The 15,838-nt window shown below is 55.8% G+C and carries 13 protein-coding genes and 2 pseudogenes; 10 read left to right on the top strand and 5 right to left on the bottom strand.

What is annotated here, in order from left to right; all coding sequences use genetic code 11:
• Positions 1-14 precede the first annotated feature (14 nt).
• Together FDY98_RS19505 and FDY98_RS19500 are read right to left on the bottom strand one after the other, a co-directional pair.
• Entirely contained in the window at positions 15-833 is an 819-nt protein-coding gene (locus FDY98_RS19505; RefSeq protein WP_027957173.1) for an alpha/beta fold hydrolase, read from the bottom strand.
• Positions 830-1,990, bottom strand: coding sequence for an FAD-dependent monooxygenase (locus FDY98_RS19500; RefSeq protein WP_027957172.1), 1,161 nt, complete (start codon positions 1,988-1,990; stop codon positions 830-832). Before FDY98_RS19500 ends, FDY98_RS19505 begins: the two co-directional genes overlap by 4 nt.
• Positions 1,991-2,453: 463 nt before the next feature.
• Here FDY98_RS19500 and FDY98_RS19495 point away from each other — a divergent pair, with 463 nt between their 5' ends.
• The 6 genes from FDY98_RS19495 to FDY98_RS19475 all read left to right on the top strand — a co-directional run bounded on the left by FDY98_RS19495 (position 2,454) and on the right by FDY98_RS19475 (position 8,816).
• Positions 2,454-2,942 carry a (2Fe-2S)-binding protein gene (locus FDY98_RS19495; RefSeq protein WP_022521538.1) on the top strand — a complete coding sequence of 163 codons (489 nt, stop codon included), beginning with the start codon at positions 2,454-2,456 and terminating at the stop codon, positions 2,940-2,942.
• On the top strand, positions 2,935-3,195 hold the full coding sequence (locus tag FDY98_RS28620) for a hypothetical protein (RefSeq protein WP_340147065.1): 261 nt from the start codon (positions 2,935-2,937) through the stop codon (positions 3,193-3,195). The genes FDY98_RS19495 and FDY98_RS28620 overlap by 8 nt, the downstream gene beginning before the upstream one ends.
• Complete coding sequence (locus FDY98_RS19490) at positions 3,141-5,831, top strand: c-type cytochrome (protein ID WP_340147064.1); 2,691 nt, start codon at positions 3,141-3,143, stop codon at positions 5,829-5,831. The genes FDY98_RS28620 and FDY98_RS19490 overlap by 55 nt, the downstream gene beginning before the upstream one ends.
• Before the next feature lie 134 nt (positions 5,832-5,965).
• Positions 5,966-6,154, top strand: coding sequence for a hypothetical protein (locus tag FDY98_RS19485; RefSeq protein WP_022521540.1), 189 nt, complete (start codon positions 5,966-5,968; stop codon positions 6,152-6,154).
• Entirely contained in the window at positions 6,147-7,655 is a 1,509-nt protein-coding gene (locus tag FDY98_RS19480; protein ID WP_022521541.1) for a sodium:solute symporter family protein, read from the top strand. The genes FDY98_RS19485 and FDY98_RS19480 overlap by 8 nt, the downstream gene beginning before the upstream one ends.
• Before the next feature lie 129 nt (positions 7,656-7,784).
• Complete coding sequence (locus FDY98_RS19475) at positions 7,785-8,816, top strand: leucyl aminopeptidase (protein WP_027957169.1); 1,032 nt, start codon at positions 7,785-7,787, stop codon at positions 8,814-8,816.
• Between the two features lie 54 nt (positions 8,817-8,870).
• On the opposite strand, the gene FDY98_RS19470 is transcribed toward FDY98_RS19475, so the two are convergent.
• From FDY98_RS19470 to FDY98_RS19460, 3 genes are read right to left on the bottom strand one after another with little or no spacing between them, the layout of a single operon-like run.
• The gene (locus FDY98_RS19470; RefSeq protein ID WP_155706101.1) at positions 8,871-9,785 is read right to left on the bottom strand and encodes a biotin-dependent carboxyltransferase family protein; all 915 of its coding nucleotides are present in this window, start codon (positions 9,783-9,785) and stop codon (positions 8,871-8,873) included.
• Between the two features lie 16 nt (positions 9,786-9,801).
• On the bottom strand, positions 9,802-10,509 hold the full coding sequence (gene pxpB / locus FDY98_RS19465; protein WP_425348462.1) for a 5-oxoprolinase subunit PxpB: 708 nt from the start codon (positions 10,507-10,509) through the stop codon (positions 9,802-9,804).
• 5 nt (positions 10,510-10,514) lie between these two features.
• Entirely contained in the window at positions 10,515-11,267 is a 753-nt protein-coding gene (locus FDY98_RS19460; protein WP_027957167.1) for a 5-oxoprolinase subunit PxpA, read from the bottom strand.
• Between the two features lie 392 nt (positions 11,268-11,659).
• Between FDY98_RS19460 and FDY98_RS19455 the strand changes: the two genes are divergently transcribed.
• The 4 genes and pseudogenes from FDY98_RS19455 (at position 11,660) to FDY98_RS19440 (ending at position 15,807) form a co-directional block, all read left to right on the top strand.
• Positions 11,660-12,643, top strand: a complete 984-nt coding sequence (locus FDY98_RS19455; protein WP_009286012.1) for a LysR family transcriptional regulator — start codon at positions 11,660-11,662, stop codon at positions 12,641-12,643.
• A 36-nt stretch (positions 12,644-12,679) separates the two neighbouring features.
• On the top strand, positions 12,680-13,663 hold the full coding sequence (locus FDY98_RS19450; RefSeq protein ID WP_027957166.1) for a TRAP transporter substrate-binding protein: 984 nt from the start codon (positions 12,680-12,682) through the stop codon (positions 13,661-13,663).
• Positions 13,664-13,831: 168 nt separating this feature from the next.
• Positions 13,832-14,394 (top strand): annotated as a pseudogene (locus tag FDY98_RS19445) (TRAP transporter small permease).
• 110 nt (positions 14,395-14,504) lie between these two features.
• Positions 14,505-15,807 (top strand): annotated as a pseudogene (locus FDY98_RS19440) (TRAP transporter large permease).
• Positions 15,808-15,838: the final 31 nt, after the last annotated feature.

Genomic DNA, 15,838 nt, shown 5'->3' with positions numbered 1-15,838 from the left:
GTATTTGGCCTCTCTTAGAGCTCGCTGCCCAGGAAGTCTTCAAACGCGGCAAAAAAACCGTCGAAGTCATCCCAGGGAATCATGTGACCCGCTTGTTCCGCGGTAGAAATACGAACCGTCGGTAGAAGGGCGCGTATTTCTGCGCGATCTTCATCCTGGATAACCCCCCCCTTGCCTGCACACATCAGCAACGTGGGCACTTTGATAGCGGGGAAATCCTGGTGGATATCGACGCTGTGGAACTCTTCAAACGCTTGAACGATGGCGGGCTCAAAGCAAGTGTGTAACCACTCGGCGCGTAATCGCAGTTGCTCGTCGCTCCAGGTGGGGCAGTAGTGGCGCATGGTCTCGATATCGGCACCACGTGTGCAGTCGCGAATCGAATCCACGTACCAGGGCAGCTTGCTGGGGTACTCACGGCGTCCTGGCCCTGAAACCGGTGGGTCGATAAGTACCAGTTTGTCGATTCCCTTGGCGCCGCGACTCATGGCGCGTAGCGCAAAGCGCGCACCCATGGAGTGGCCCGCCAGAATGACATTGCTCAGACCCAGCGCATCAATAAAGGCGATCACATCGTCGGCGCAAGTGTCGGTGTCATAATCGAGCTCGGGTCCGGTAGACGACAAGCCGCGTCCACGAACATCCAGCACATAAGTGTCGAAATGCTGGCCGAGCCGCTCGGCCACAAAACGCCAGGTGATGGCTGGGCTGGTAATGCCCGGTATCAGTACCAGCGGTTGGCGCGAAGTCTCGGCGCTGTCGGCAAAGCGCAGGTAGTGCTGACGAATACCATTGGCGTGCACGTTGGCGCCATAGAGATAGATGCTGCTCATGCTGGGCTCCCTTGACTGGTTGGTTGCTTCAGCGGTACTTCAAAGGGGTCATAGGCGAATACCCAGGCCGGGTCTTCGTCTTCCCGTAACCAGGTATTGTCGTGGGAAACCTGCTGAACCCGCGAGGCGCGTTCAAAACGGTTGGTGCGGTAAAGTTCGAATGCCTGCTGGTAGTGCTCGGCGCCTACTTCCTCCAGGCAGCGTACCAGCATGGCGGCATCCTCGATGGCCATGGCAGCGCCCTGGGCCATATGAGGCTTCATCGGGTGGCAGGCATCGCCCAGCAGCACCAGTCGATTTTCATGCCACAGTGGCAGCGGGTTGCGCTCCAGCAAGGGCCATTTGGTGACGGTTTCAGTGCAGTCAATCAGCGCTTGTACGGTGGGGTGGTAACCCTCGAATGCTTTGCGCATCTCTTCCCGTGAGCTGTCGACGAAGGAAGTGCCGTGGTTCCAATCGGGTTCAGGCACGCCGGTCACGTAGTAATACTCCTTCTCGTCGCCGGTCACGAAGTACACCATCATGTGCCGGTCTTCCGACCACCACTTCACGCAGGCTTCGAAATCCAGGTCGTATGCCTTGAGTTTTTCGGCAGAGATAATTGCCCGGTGAGCGACCCAGCCGCTATAGATCGGAGCCTCTGGGCCCAGTAGCTTCTCGCGCAGCCGAGAATTGACACCGTCTGCGCCGATTACCAGGTCGGCCTCTTCCGTCGAACCGTCAGCGAAGGTCATGACGACCTTGTTGCCGCTGTCGTCGACATCGACCAGGCGCTTATCGAAATAGAGGTTGTCCTGGTCGAGCGTGCTGACCATCAATTCGTGCAGATCACCACGGTGTACGGTGATGTAGGCCGCCCCATAGTTTTCGCGAGCAAACTCGCCTAGCGGGATGCGAGACTGATACTCACCGGTCATGCCGTTGCGGCTGAACCAGTAATCGGGGTGTGAGCCCATGGCATTGAGCTTCTCTTCAATACCAATGCGGCGCATCACTTTCATCACGTTGGGGCCAAGGTGAATGCCTGCCCCAAGGCGCGCAAACGCTGGTGCCTGTTCGTACACCTTGGTGGGGTAACCCGCTTTCTGCAGTAGTGCGCCTGCAGCGGCGCCGCCAAGGCCCGCGCCAATAACGGCTATGGTGGGTTTATTTTTCATATCCTGGTTTCCTCGCTGTTTTATTCGCCTATCACTCGTTTCTGAATGCGTTCGTGAATGCTATAAAACAACGTATACACCATTTATTTTTTGGTCAAGAATTAGTTTCGAAATTATTTTTTAACGAAAACAAGGCGATATTTTTAAATAAATACTTGAATTTAATGGATTTATTGCTGTTTTTTTGGTTTTATGCAAAAACTTGAACAACGTGTACATTGAGTGCTATACGTTTATTAGGCTTATTTTTATAGCGTACGCACCTTTAATGCTCGATGGGTATTAGCTCTGCACTCAGCTGGTGCAAGTCGATTGGCCGTATGTGAAAGGTAGATGAAAATAGGCTGGTTTAAGGTGCTACGAAGCGTGTTTGGCAGGCAGTATTTATTAGTAATATCTAAGTCATATCCAAGCCCTACTCAGAGCAAGAGGGCGGGCTTAACAATAACGATGATGATCCCCTATGACGCTAAAGCTAACTATCAATGGGCAAGAACGCGAGCTGGCCGTGCCGCCGCAGACACCATTGCTCAATGTGTTGCGTAACGACCTGGCGCTCAATGGACCCAAGTATGGCTGTGGTTTGGGCGAGTGTGGGGCATGCAGCGTATTGATTGATGGCATGGCAGCACGCACCTGCGTGCTGCCCGTGTCCGCTGCCGTTGGCCATGAGGTAACCACCCTTGATGGTCTTTCCCAGGGCGGTGAGCTTGACCCTGTACAACAAGCCTTTATCGATGCTCAGGCAGCCCAGTGTGGCTACTGTTTGAACGGCATGATCATCACTATTCGTGCGCTGCTAAATCATAATACCCAACCCTCTACGCAGCAGATTCGCACCGCTTTAGAGCATAACCTCTGCCGATGTGGCACCCATGTTGAAATTCTCCAGGCAGCGGAGCGTGCCGTGGTCATTAACGCGGCCGCGTTGCAGGAGGCTTCTCATGAGTGAAGGGTCGATGCTCCATGGCCAGCAAAAACAGGCCGGCATCCCCGCGCTGCTAGCGCAGGCACGTTTTGGTGTCGTCGTGCGTCCACCTTACTACCGGTGGAATGGTGAGCGTTTTGAGAGTGATCGCTTAGTTGGCGTCGATAGCAGCCGCATTGCCTCACTATCTGGATCTATTGAAGTCGTGTGGAAGGGAATTTTGTGGGGGTGGTTGCCGATAGTTTGGCCTTGGCGACCGATGCCGCTAAACAACTGAAGGTTGAGTGGCAGGCCGTTCACCAGACGCCCGAACAAGTGCCTGAAAGCGATCAAGCGCCCTCTGAATCGCCTCTTGTTATGCCTAGCCAGTCGTACATGCATTCGAACCACGGGTATGGCTGGCCGAGTCGCATGCGCTGGGGCAGTCACCCCAGCTGGGTAATTGCCGATTGTTGCGACCAACAATTGAGTGTGTGGGGGAAAACCGTCACCCCAGCGGCGCTTAAACAGGATCTAAGCCGGTTAACCGCGCTGAATATTAGCCAGATTGAGCTTTATAGCGCCGATGGTAAACACGCATCAAATCAGGCCTCAGGGCTGGGTCGCCATTGCGGTGACGATGCCGCCGTGGATGCGGCGTTGATGTCGCGGGCTGTGGGCGGCCCGGTAGCCGTCTGGCTTGATGCCCGCTACGCCAAAGATGTTCAGGCATTGGGCCAAGCGCAGCGAATTACCTTAAACGCGGATATTGCCAGTAGTGGTGAGATAGCCCGTTATCACTATCAGCAGGCCAATCTCACTGGTGAGGTGGCTGCCGTAGGGTTGTTGTTAAGTGGTAGGGCCGCGATAACACCGTCTAGCGCTGAGGCCTCCACCGGCGAGCAAGACACAACGCCGTTCTCGCCCTATGTATTTCGCGACCAATACCTTGCCGCACGCTCCCAGCCAGACTCGCTCTCCACCAATTCCACCTTGATGGGTATACAGCAGACGTTCGCTCGAGAATCTTTTTTAGATGAGGTTGCCCGCGAGAGTGACCAAGACCCTGTCGCGCTGCGACTTCGACATCTTGACGATGCGCGTGGTATTGAGCTGATTGAGTCCGTTGCTAAACGGGCCGAGTGGCAAAGGGCGTTCAATCCATCAGCGGACTCTTTACCCCAGGATCTATTGCGCGGGCGGGGTTTTGCCTACTCTCAACTACCTGACCGTGAACAACGCGTGGAATCGGGAGTGCGCTCTGCCTGGATTGCCGATGTGGAGGTCAATCGCGTTACCGGCGATGTTCAGCTTACCCGTTTGGTCGTTGGTCAGGACGTCGGCTCTGATGTGGATACTGATCGCCTTCAGCAAACGCTACAGGCCCGGGTCTTGGGTGAAGCGCGCCCCCTTTTGGGGCAGGCACCCAGTTTCGACGAGTGGGGTGACGGCAGTCGTACACTGACTAAAAGTGAATATTCAGCAGGATTACCAACCACCCCTTCTTCGCCGAGCCCTGTTGAGGAAGGTGTTAATCAAACCGTCGGTGAAGACGTATTAACCGGTGCGGAGCTATCGCCGGGTGTTGCGGTAATAGCCAATGCGCTTTTTGATGCCACCGGCCTGCGTTTTCGCCAACCACCGTTTACCGCCAAGCGCGTGCGCCAGGCACTCGAAGCTTCGTCCACCGAGGAGGCAGGGAGCCCATCTAAATTGAAACCGCCGCGGTCAACGAAACGGCGCTGGTTAGCCGCCGCAGCGTTTACCACCATTGCGGGCACTGCGGCCATGGCATGGCCGTGGAAAGGGGCCATTGCGCCTGTCTCTCGGCCAGCCGCCAATCTCTATTCTGCCGAGACCATTGAGCGCGGGCGACTCGTTGCGGCTGCAGGTGACTGCGCGGCGTGTCATACCACCGAAGGTGGCGTGACCAATGCCGGTGGGCGTGGGTTTGAGACACCTTTCGGGACGCTCTACAGCACTAACATTACACCGGATGAGGCGACGGGGATTGGTCAGTGGTCTTACGCAGCCTTTGAGCGCGCCATGCGCCACGGCATTAGCCGTGATGGCAGCCACCTTTATCCCGCGTTCCCCTATACGGCGTTTGCTAAGACCAGTGATGCCGATTTACAGGCGCTTTACGCCTACTTAATGGCCCAGCCAGCCGTCGCCGCTGAAAAGCCATCGAATGAACTCTCTTTCCCCTTCAGTGTGCGCGCCTTAATGGCGGGCTGGAACGCGCTTTATCACGATCCCAAGCCGTTCCAGCCAGACCCCATGCAGAGCGAACTGTATAACCGGGGCGCCTACCTTGCCGAAGGATTAGGCCACTGCAGCGCTTGCCATAGTCCCCGCAATGCCATGGGCGCTGAGAAAAGCGGCGAGGCGTACTTTGCCGGTGCCTTTGTAGATGGTTGGGAAGCACCACCGCTTAATACGCTGTCGCGTGCGCCCATCCCGTGGAGTGAAACATCGCTTTACGACTATCTGCGCCACGGTGAATCTGAGCTTCACGGCGTTGCCTCTGGCCCTATGGCCCCGGTGGTAGCGGGGCTGGCTGAGCTGCCTGAATACGATGTGCGGGCTATTGCCCACTATGTGGCCGCCCAGATGCAGGCGCCCACAAGTAATAGCGATGCGGCCGTGGCAGACGCTACGCAGCGCGTGACCAGTGCAGCTGTTAGCTCAACAGAAATGGAGGCAGGGGAGCGGCTCTTCGAGGGCGCCTGTGCGGCGTGCCATGTCGATTCTGGCGTTCCTACCTTTTCGAGGGCGGGCACTAATCTGGCGCTGAATACCAATTTACACAGCGATCATCCCGATAACGTTATTCAGTCAATTTTGGGGGTGTCCACGCCGAACACGTTCCCGGTATTGGTAGCATGCCAGGCTTTGCCGACAGCTTTAGTAATACCCAGGTCGCTGATTTGACGACCTATCTCCGAGCGCGTTTTGCCCCAGAGAAAGCGCCTTGGCAAAAAGTAAAACAACGTATCGCAGATATACGCCAGCCTCACCACAACAACACTCACTCTTCTCCCTGACGTAATAAAACGAGGTGGATTATGAAACGCAGTAAATGGATATGGCTAGTATGGGCAGTGGTCCTGCTGAGCTACCTGGTGCCTTATACCCTCTTGAGCGGTGTCGCGCTTTGGTACGGCAGCTTCCTGTTCTGGATGTTGGCAGGGTTGGCCATCATTGCGCTGAATGTGTTTATCACTAAAGATTTTGAGGAGCACAGCAATGACTGAGTCACTTATCTGGTGGTCCATTGCCATCTACTTATTAATCGCTATTGGCATTGCGATTATGTCTCGCCAAGGCCCTTCCGAAAGTATGTCGGGATACTTCCTGGGTAACCGACAAATGAACGGCTTTGTCTCGGCGCTGAGCTACAGTGCCACTACCTACAGTGCCTTTATGATGGTGGGCTTGGCAGGTCTTACCTATGCCGGCGGCGTTGGCGCGCTCGGTTTTGAAATCATCTATTTCGCCGGTGTCTCTCTGGTGGCTGTTTTCGGTCCCAAATTCTGGGCAGTCGGCAAGAAGTTCGGCTATGTGACGCCCAGCGAGATGCTGGGCCACCGCTACAACAGCAAACATGTGGCCATGGCTGTCTCGATTGCCAGTTGTATCTTCCTGATTCCCTACTCGGCCGTTCAGCTCGCGGGTGTCGGTTACCTGTTGCAGGGGATTACTGATGGCGCGATTACCTTTACTACCGGGGTGGTGCTGGCCACGGTGATCGCCATCTTCTTCTCCTATATCGCGGGGATTCGTTCGGTGATGTGGACCGACTCGCTCCAGGCCATCATGATGATTGTTGCCTCAACCCTGGTGGCCTTCCTGGTGATCCAGGGCTTGGGTGGTTTCGGCGCACTATTCGATACGCTGGCAACGGAACATCCGCAGTCACTCACGGTGCCTGGCCCTGGCCTGTTCAGCTTTGTCACTTTCCTGGGGCTCACCATTCCCTGGTTCTTCTTTAGTATCTCCAACCCACAGGTCAGTCAACGCCTGTTTATGCCCTCCTCGCTGCGCTCCATGCGCCACATGCTGATTGGCTTTCTGGTGTTTGGTTTTATCTACACCATGGTCTCCGTACTGTGGGGTTTCTCTGCCTTAGCTGCTTTCCCAAGTCTTGCAAGTGCAGATTTAGCCACGCCCACGCTGCTGGCCTCGGAGTTTGTTCCGCCAGTATTAGGGGTGATCGTGATGATCGGCATCATGGCGGCCGCGGTCTCTACTATCGATTCGATCATGCTGACCCTGGCGTCCATGGTTTCCCGCGACGTCTATGCGAACGTTAAACCGAACGTCAGTGAAAAGCGCCAACTGCTGGTGGGCAAGTTCGTGGTGCCGGTGATTGCACTGATGGCGCTGGCCTTTGCCGAGCTGCAGCTTGACCTTATTGCGGTGCTGTCGGTGGCGGCCTCTTCGGGGCTGGTTGCCATGGTGCCCGCCCTTATCGGTGCCTTCTATTGGAAGCGCGGTACTGGCGTCGGTGCACTGGTAAGCGTGGTGGGTACCAGCGCCTTTGTACTGCTGATGTATGCCACTGGCAATTCACTGCTGGGCCTGCCCGCTGGCGTTTGGGGCATTGTGGTCGCGAGTGTGCTGTTTGTTGGCGTTAGTTTAGCCACCAAGCCTCATCAAGCCACCACGGATGCTTTCTTTGCGGCTATCTCTGAAGAGCTGAGCAAAAAGCGCAGTACTACCACCGATCAAGCGACGAAAGAGGCGGCTGCCTAATTGACGTTCAGCTTTGACCCGATAACACCATAGAGCGCTTGGTGTGCCCAAAGGCGAGCACGAGCGCTCTCAGCTAACACTTCCCGGTACGTTACAGCTGTGCTTTCGCCTGGGGAGTTAGGAGACTTTATGGATCACGCAAGCTTTGCCGAAATTTGCCTCCATCAGCTAAAAATGTCCGGCGTACATGAAGGCGAAAAACTCGTCGTACTGACCCAGGGCAGCGAACGCCTTGATTATGCGGATGCCTTTATGGCGGCGGGGCAGCGTTTAGGCGCCAATATGTACCACATGCGGTTACCCGCGCCGTTACCTACTGGTGGCTGGGCCGTGGGAGCAACGGGGCTTGCAAGCATGCCCGATGCGGTGGAAGCGCTTAAAAACTGCGACATGTTGATCGATTGTATTTTCCTGCTGTTCTCTCCCGAGCAAATGGCGATCCAAGCCGCGGGTACGCGTATATTGACGGCGGTTGAACCGCCAGAACTGCTGGCCAGAATGTTGCCCACCAAGGAGCTAAGGGAAAAGGTCGAACTGGCCGCCGCGCTGCTGGAAAAAGCCAAAGTGATGCGCATCACCTCGCCCTACGGCACGGATGTCACCTACCAACTGAATACTTATGAGACGGTTGCTGAGTATGCCTGTACCGACGAACCGGGGCGTTGGGATCACTGGCCCTCTGGCTTTGTCTTTACTGGCGGTGATGACGATGGCGTTGATGGCACCATCGTGGTGGCGCCGGGCGATATTCTGCTCCCCCAGAACATGTATGTCAGAGAGCCCATTACCTACACCATTGAAAAGGGCTGGATTACCGACATACGCGGTGGGCTGGATGCGGAGCTAGTGAAATCCTATATGGATAGCTTTAACGACCCGCGCGGCATGGGCATGAGCCACGTGGGCTGGGGCATGAACCCGAACGCCAAATGGCACCGCATGGTGCCAGGGGAGTTCCCAGGCGGCATGGGGATGGAACCGCGCAGCTTCTATGGCAACGTCATGTTCTCCACCGGCCCGAACAGTGAGCTGGGCGGGTCTAACGATACCGCCTGCCATTTGGATATTCCCATGCGCAACTGCTCGCTCTTCCTGGACGATGAGCCCATCGTCATTGATGGCGATATCGTCGTTAAAGAGCTGCAGATGGCTAGAAACTAACGCGCTTGAGACAAGAGATACTGATAAAGCCCCTGGTTCGGGGCTTTTTTTAATTTAGCGCCAAACCGTTAGCTGATGTCGGTAATCATCTTGCGCCTGGCTGGCGCTAACGGGCGTTAGCCAAACCTGGGTGCCGGGCAAACACTGGGCCAGCGTAGCGCAGGCGATGGGGGTGAGAGCGCCTAGGCGCGGGTAGCCGCCAATGGTTTGGCGGTCGTTCATCAGCACGATAGGCTGGCCGTCCGGCGGTACTTGAACTGCTCCCAGCGGAATGCCTTCGGAAATAATGCCCTTGAGTGAGCCGTGTAGGGCTGGGCCGGTGAGGCGTACGCCCATCCGGTCGGCGCGATTATCCACTGTCCAGGGTTGGTTGAACGCCTGGAAAAGTGCATGGCCACTGAAGGAGGCGATTTGCGAGCCGAGCACGATGGGTAAGCGGCAGCCAGACGCAGGCATGCGCGGGCCCTGGCTTTCAGGAATGCGCCGCACTGCCGGAGCGGTGCCTTTCCAGGTTAACCGGTCGCCCACGTTTATCGGTTTGCCATCTTCATGTAAGCCCCCCAATTGCTCGCGGGCAGTGCAGGCGCGGCTGCCCAGCACTTCTGGCGCATTTAGCCCGCCGGGAAAGGCGAGATAGGCGCGCAAACCCTGGCGCGGTTGGCGAAATACCAGGCGCTGGCCCGGCAGTAGCTTGAAACTGGTATTGGGTGCAAGCGGTTTGCCATCCAACTGGGCGTCTAGATCGGCGCCGGTCAACGCCAGACGCACTTCGCGTTCGGTTTCAAAGCTCAAGCCGCCGCCCATGACGATTTCCAGCGCAGCGCTGTTTAAAGCGTTGCCCAGCAGCCAGTTAGCCCAGCGAAAAGAGATCCAGTCGGCAGCGCCGCCCTGAGTAACGCCTAAGTGGCCGACGCCAAATCGTCCGGCATCTTGAATCAGCGTTAGTGGTCCCGCTTGCTTAACCACCAGCCCTTGTGTGCTTCATTCATGGGCGCTCCTCCATGGGCGTGGTATCGCCACCATCTGCTTCAAACTCTTCCCGGGAGATCGCTCTAAAGCGCACCTTGTCGCCGGGGCGAAACAGTGGATCGCCACGTTTGGCATGCTCGAATAGCGGCACGTTGGTGCGCCCTAGAATATTCCAGCCGCCCGGCGAGAGCAGTGGGTAGATCGCGGTTTGACGATCGGCAATCCCCACGCTACCTGCTGCGACTTTACGGCGCGGCGTTTTCAAGCGCGGCGTAGCGAGAGATTCGTCTACCAAACCCATAAAACCGTAGCCGGGGGCAAACCCCAGCGCGAACACGCAGTAGTCGTGGTTGCAGTGCTGCGCTATCAAGTCATCAATGCTTAAGCCTGCGCGTTTGGCGACCATGGGTAACTCGGGGCCCACGCTTTCGTTGTACCACACCGGGATATCGTGCAGCTCACCGGCTTGAGTATCCACAGGGGTAAGACCAGAAAGCGCCTTGTGAATAAGTTGAATCGCCTCGCTATGGGTTAACTGCTGGCAGTCGTAATGCAGCAACAGCGTGGTGTAAGAGGGCACTAGATCAATTAACGCTGAACCAAAGGTGCTACGCAACTTTTGGTCGGCAGCGATGACCCAGGCCATATTGGCCTCATCGATGGTGTCGAACAATCGCACCATCAGGGCGTCCATCGCGGCAGTTTCAACTCTTCTTTCACTAATGGGTTTCACGCCTGCTCCAGCGCCTGAAAGGCCTCGCGAATAGCGCGCACGGCGGCCACTGACTCGGGGTTATCGCCGTGAACGCAGAGCGTATCGCAGGCTAGGTGCAGCGGTGTTCCATCAAGCGCGGTGAGCGGCTCGCCTTTGGCCAGCATTACCGCTTGATTGACGATAGTGTTTTGGTCGTGGTGCACAGCGTTAGGCAGGCGACGTGAGGCCAAGTGGCCGTTGCCATCATAAGCGCGGTCGGCAAAGGTCTCGAACCAGAGGGTAATGCCTATTTGGGCGGCCAGCTCGCGATGTGGTTCGGGGTCGGCGGTGGACATAATCATTAACGGCAGGCTGGCATCATAAGCACGTACTGCGCGCATGACGCCTTCGAGCAGCGCCGAGTTGGCGGCCATATCGTTGTACAGCGCACCATGAGGTTTGATGTAGCTCAGTTGGGTGCCTTCCGCTTGGCAGATGCCCGCCAAAGCCCCCACTTGGTAGAGCACCATATCTTCCGCTTCTTCCGGCGAGCAGGCCATTGAGCGGCGACCAAAGCCCATCAAATCCGGATAACCCGGGTGCGCGCCAATGCGGACGCCATTTTGAACCGCTAGTTTGACGGTGCGGCGCATGACATGGGGGTCGGAGGCATGGAAGCCGCAGGCGATGTTGGCGCAGTCGACGAAAGGCATCGCATCGGCATCCAGGCCGAGGTGCCAGTTGCCGAAACTTTCGCCCATATCGCAATTAAGCAGGGGGATGGCCATAGCGACTCCTATGTCGATGCAGTGGGTGCGCTTGATTGGTTAGCGCTGAATTGTAGTCCACCACCAATATATGAACATGGCTTGCCCAGTGCCAATCGTTTTTGACGATACTAACTATCGGGTGCTTCTATCATATTGTTATTTATTGGAAAAAGGGTTGACGCTTGGGCACGATACGCTTATCACATTAGGAGCGGGGCGTGATAATAACGTTGGTGAGATAGCGCTGCTGGGAGTGGCCTTAAAGTTGCATAGTGGTCTTGAAGTTGCGTAGTGGTGGTCAAGTTGCGTAGCTATCAGGTCGTCATGAGCCGTAGCACTCCGCCGGTCTCTTTGCGTATCAGCACAGCAGTGTTTTTACTCCAGTAAGTCATATTTGTAGGCGAGTCACTATGCTCGATTTTAAAGAACTTGAGGCGTTCGTATGGGCAGTGAGGCTCGGCTCCTTCCGTAAGGCGGCGACCCGCCTGCACCTTACTCAGCCCTCTGTTTCTGAGCGTATTTCACGCTTGGAAACCACGGTAGGAGAGTTGCTGCTGGAGCGTGCCGCCAGGCCTATTCAGCCTACTATGCGGGGCCGCGAGTTCTTTGTGCACGCTGAGCGGATGCTGCACCAGCGTGATGAAGCGATGAAGCTTTTCGATGACGAAGAGGCGTTTTCTGCACCATTGCGGCTCGGCACGATTGAAACCATCGCCCATAGCTGGTTTCCCGAATTTATGCGCCGTTTAACCGAGCGGTATCCGCGTTTGACCATTGAACTGACGGTCGATTACTCGCCGGTGCTCAATGAGCGGCTACTGGGCAACGAACTGGATATTGTATTGGCGATGAATGGCTATTCACCGCAAAAGCAGATCGAGTACGAGTCCTTGAGCCCTTATGAAATGGGCATGTTTGTCTCTCCGCGGCACGTCAAGCAACTGGGCGAAAGTGCCGACACTTGGGGCAAGCAGTTGCCGTTTATTTCATTTGGTAAGCAGGCTCGTCCCTATGCAGAGTTAGTGAGTTATTTGGCAGAGCAGGGAATCGCTAATCCTCGTATCCATAGCGTCAGCACACTAATGACCATTGTACGAATGACCACCGAAGGGTTGGGGATTGGCGCGCTGCCTGTCGCCACTGTGCTGGATGAGTGGCAGCGAGGGGAGCTCTACCGTCTCTCGCTACCGGTGCCGTTACCGGCCATGCACTATGATGTGATATGGCGCAACGCTAACCACCCGCGCTTTTGTCGTGGCGTTGCCCGATTGGCTCAGCAGTGTGCCTGCAGCTATGCTCAGGCGCGCCGTGCCGATATGACAACAACACTTTTCTCCGGGCGCTGGGTTACTGCCAGTGCCTCCTCTGGTACCACCGAAGCAACACACTATTAGCACCATACTATTAATAGAAATAAGAGGGTTCTTATGATGCGCAAGACAATAACGACTTCATTGCTCCTGGCGACCGCCTGCGGTTTAACGGTGACGGCTCATGCCGCGGAATGGACCATGGCCACGCCTTACGGTGATGCCAGCTTTCATACCCAAAACAACAAGCAGTTCGCTGAGGACGTGGCCGAAGCTACCGATGGCGAGTTAACCATTACCGTACATAGCGGCGGCTCGTTGGTATCGCATGGTGAAATCAAGCCGTCGGTTCGCCGTGGCACGATTGATGCGGGTGAAGTATTCCTCTCCGTTCTTTCCAACGATGATCCCATTTTCGAAGTGGATACACTGCCTGGTGTGGCCGGCAGCTATGACGACGCCTACGCGCTGTGGGAAGCCACCAAGCCGATGATCACCGAGCTGTTTGCCTATGAAGGGTTGATTCCGCTCTACGCCGTCGCTTGGCCTGCGCAAGGTATCTATACCTCTGAACCTCTTACTGACCCTGAGCAGTTTGAAGGCTTGCGCGTTCGTGCACCTAACATCAATACCCAGCGCTTTGTCGATAACCTTGGCGGTAGCCCCACCGAGACCGAAGAGTCTGATATACCCACTGCGTTTAGCACTGGCCGGGTGGATGCCATGATCACCTCAAGCTCTACCGGTAACTCCATGGCGGCGTGGGATTACGTGACTGATTACACCGACGCTAACCTATGGCTGCCAAAAAATATCGTCTTCATTAGCCAACGTAGTTTTGATGGCCTGGATGAAGCGACTCAGGACGCTCTGATGGAAGCCGCCGCTGAGGCTGAAAAACGTGGTTGGGAGATGAGCCGCGAAGATAATCAGGCGAGCTTAGAAGCTCTGCAAGAGAACGGTATCTCTGTTTCAGAGCCTAACGAAGCTGTTTCAGAGGCACTCCAGGCAGCCGGTGACAAACTGTTTGAAGATTGGCAGTCGCGTGCTGACGACGAAGCCAAACAGGCACTGGAATCCTATCGCGAGCAGCGCGACAGCTAAGCGCTATTTAGCCTAAACACGGTTTAAGCTAAATACTTTTTAACTAGGCTCTATCGTGATGGTTTCCGCAGGGGCGGTGATTTTGGCGCTGCCCCTGCTTTTGCTACGCGCTTTTCCTAAGTACGTTTTATAAGTACGTTTTCCCGCGTGCTTCGTGAGGCTGCGAACATGACGTTTAAATTCGACAAGCTCTATCGCCTGGGTGCTTGGGGTGCGGCGGCCTGCATGGTTGCCATTTGCACGCTGATAGCGCTTCAGGTGACCTTCCGCCTGGTAGACGCCCTGCTGGTGCTCGTGGGGCTGAGCCGCCTGGGCATCAGTATTACCGGCGTTTCGGAAATCGCTTCTTATCTATTGGTGGGGCGACCTTTCTGGGGTTGGCATACACCTTTGTGCATCACGCCCATATTCGTGTGACGCTGTTGATTACCCGGCTACCACCGGCAATTCGTGTGTGGTTTGAAGTGTTTTGCCTCATCATCGCCCTGGCGATCAGCTTAATGCTCAGTTACGGCCTCATTGGGTTGGCGAGGGAGAGCGTGCAATACAACGATGTCTCTTCAGGCTTTGTGTCGATTCCGCTCTGGATCCCCCAGCTTGTGCTCGCGACCAGCGTAGGGCTGCTCTGTTTGGCGCTGGCTGAAGCCCTGTTTATGGCGCTACGGATTGCCATTCGCGATCCTGCGAGTTTTCGTGAAGCGACTGCCCCAGATGAAAGCGAGGGCCACTAAATGGTGACGATAGCTATGTCTTGGTTGAGTACGTCGTCTGTGTTGAGTACGCAGCGGTTAACGGGACCACTGTTAACACTGCTTCTGCCGTTTAAATTGGAGAGATCCTTGTGCTGCTACTAAGTCTCGCCACCATTTTCACCCTCGTGGTTCTGCTAGGGAGCGGGGTGTGGATCGCCTTTGCGCTAATCGGCACTGCCTGGATAGCGCTAGAGTTCTTCAGCTCTTTCTCGCCGGGCGCTATTTTAGCCTCCGATTTTTGGGGCGCCAGCTACGGTTGGGATCTCACCGCGCTACCGATGTTTATCTGGATGGGGGAAATTCTGTTTCGCTCTGGGCTTGCGGACAATATGTTTCGTGGCCTGTCGCCCTGGCTGAACCGCCTGCCGGGACGTTTACTGCATACCAATATTATTGGTAGCGGCATGTTTGCGGCGGTGTGCGGCTCTTCGGCGGCCACCTGTGCCACGGTGGGTAAAATGACCCTGCCAGAGCTCGAGCGGCGGGGTTACGACAGCAATATGGCGATTGGCACCTTGGCCAGCGCCTCCACTTTGGGACTTTTGATTCCACCCTCCATTGTGCTCATCGTTTACGGTGTGGTCACCGAACAGTCGATCTCCAGGCTGTTTATGGCCGGTATTGGCCCGGGACTGATGATCCTGGCCATGTTTATGAGCTACCTCATTTTGTGGGCGTTGCTCAAGGGCAACCGTGAAGGGCTTACCGGCGAAGATGAATCCGGTATGAGCTTTGCTGAAAAGCTGCGCAATACCTGGTCGCTGGTACCTATTCTGCTGTTGATCGGCGGGATTATCTTTTCGATCTATGGCGGGTTAGCGTCGCCTACTGAGGCCGCGGCAGTCGGTGTGGTATTGTCAATCGTGATTGCGCGCTTTAACGGTCACTTTGATCGCGACATTTTTAAAAGCTCGCTGTTTGCCGCCGTGCGTACCGCCTGCATGATCGCTTTTATTATTGCCGGTGCGTCGTTTTTAACCTCGGCCATGGGCTTTACCCAGGTGCCCATGAAGCTGGCGCAGGCGATTGGTGAGATGGGGCTTTCACCTACCATGCTGCTGATTGCGCTTACCTTGCTGCTGCTGGTGATGGGCTGTTTTCTCGACGGTATCTCGCTGATCCTGCTAGTCACCGCGATTATCATGCCGCTGGTGAGCGCCGCTGGGTTCGACCTGATCTGGTTCGGTATTTATCTGGTCGTGGTGGTCGAGATGTCCCAGATTACCCCCGGTGGGCTTCAACCTGTTCGTGATTCAGGGGCTAACCGGTAAAGATATTCTGACCATTACCAAAGCCACGCTGCCGTTCTTTCTTCTCATGCTGTTGGCGATTGCCTTAATGCACATCTTTCCGGGTATCGCTCTCTATCTACCTGAGGCAATGACTCGGTGAGGTGCTTATAAAAGAAAGACGGTTAAGCATG

It is taken from the genome of Halomonas sp. PA16-9, assembly GCF_009728585.1.
Classification (GTDB): Bacteria; Pseudomonadota; Gammaproteobacteria; order Pseudomonadales; family Halomonadaceae; genus Vreelandella; species Vreelandella titanicae.
Note: the sequence above shows the minus strand (reverse complement) of the source record. Positions and strands in the feature narration are given on the sequence as shown.

Excerpts from the sequence above, each read along its gene's own strand:
- FDY98_RS19500 (WP_027957172.1), bottom strand. The coding sequence starts at position 1,990 with ATGAAAAATAAACCCACCATAGCCGTTATTGGCGCGGGCCTTGGCGGC.
- FDY98_RS19450 (WP_027957166.1), top strand. The coding sequence starts at position 12,680 with ATGCGCAAGACAATAACGACTTCATTGCTCCTGGCGACCGCCTGCGGT.
- FDY98_RS19475 (WP_027957169.1), top strand. The coding sequence starts at position 7,785 with ATGGATCACGCAAGCTTTGCCGAAATTTGCCTCCATCAGCTAAAAATG.
- FDY98_RS19460 (WP_027957167.1), bottom strand. The coding sequence starts at position 11,267 with ATGGCCATCCCCCTGCTTAATTGCGATATGGGCGAAAGTTTCGGCAAC.
- FDY98_RS28620 (WP_340147065.1), top strand. The coding sequence starts at position 2,935 with ATGAGTGAAGGGTCGATGCTCCATGGCCAGCAAAAACAGGCCGGCATC.
- FDY98_RS19495 (WP_022521538.1), top strand. The coding sequence starts at position 2,454 with ATGACGCTAAAGCTAACTATCAATGGGCAAGAACGCGAGCTGGCCGTG.
- FDY98_RS19455 (WP_009286012.1), top strand. The coding sequence starts at position 11,660 with ATGCTCGATTTTAAAGAACTTGAGGCGTTCGTATGGGCAGTGAGGCTC.
- FDY98_RS19505 (WP_027957173.1), bottom strand. The coding sequence starts at position 833 with ATGAGCAGCATCTATCTCTATGGCGCCAACGTGCACGCCAATGGTATT.
- FDY98_RS19480 (WP_022521541.1), top strand. The coding sequence starts at position 6,147 with ATGACTGAGTCACTTATCTGGTGGTCCATTGCCATCTACTTATTAATC.
- FDY98_RS19485 (WP_022521540.1), top strand. The coding sequence starts at position 5,966 with ATGAAACGCAGTAAATGGATATGGCTAGTATGGGCAGTGGTCCTGCTG.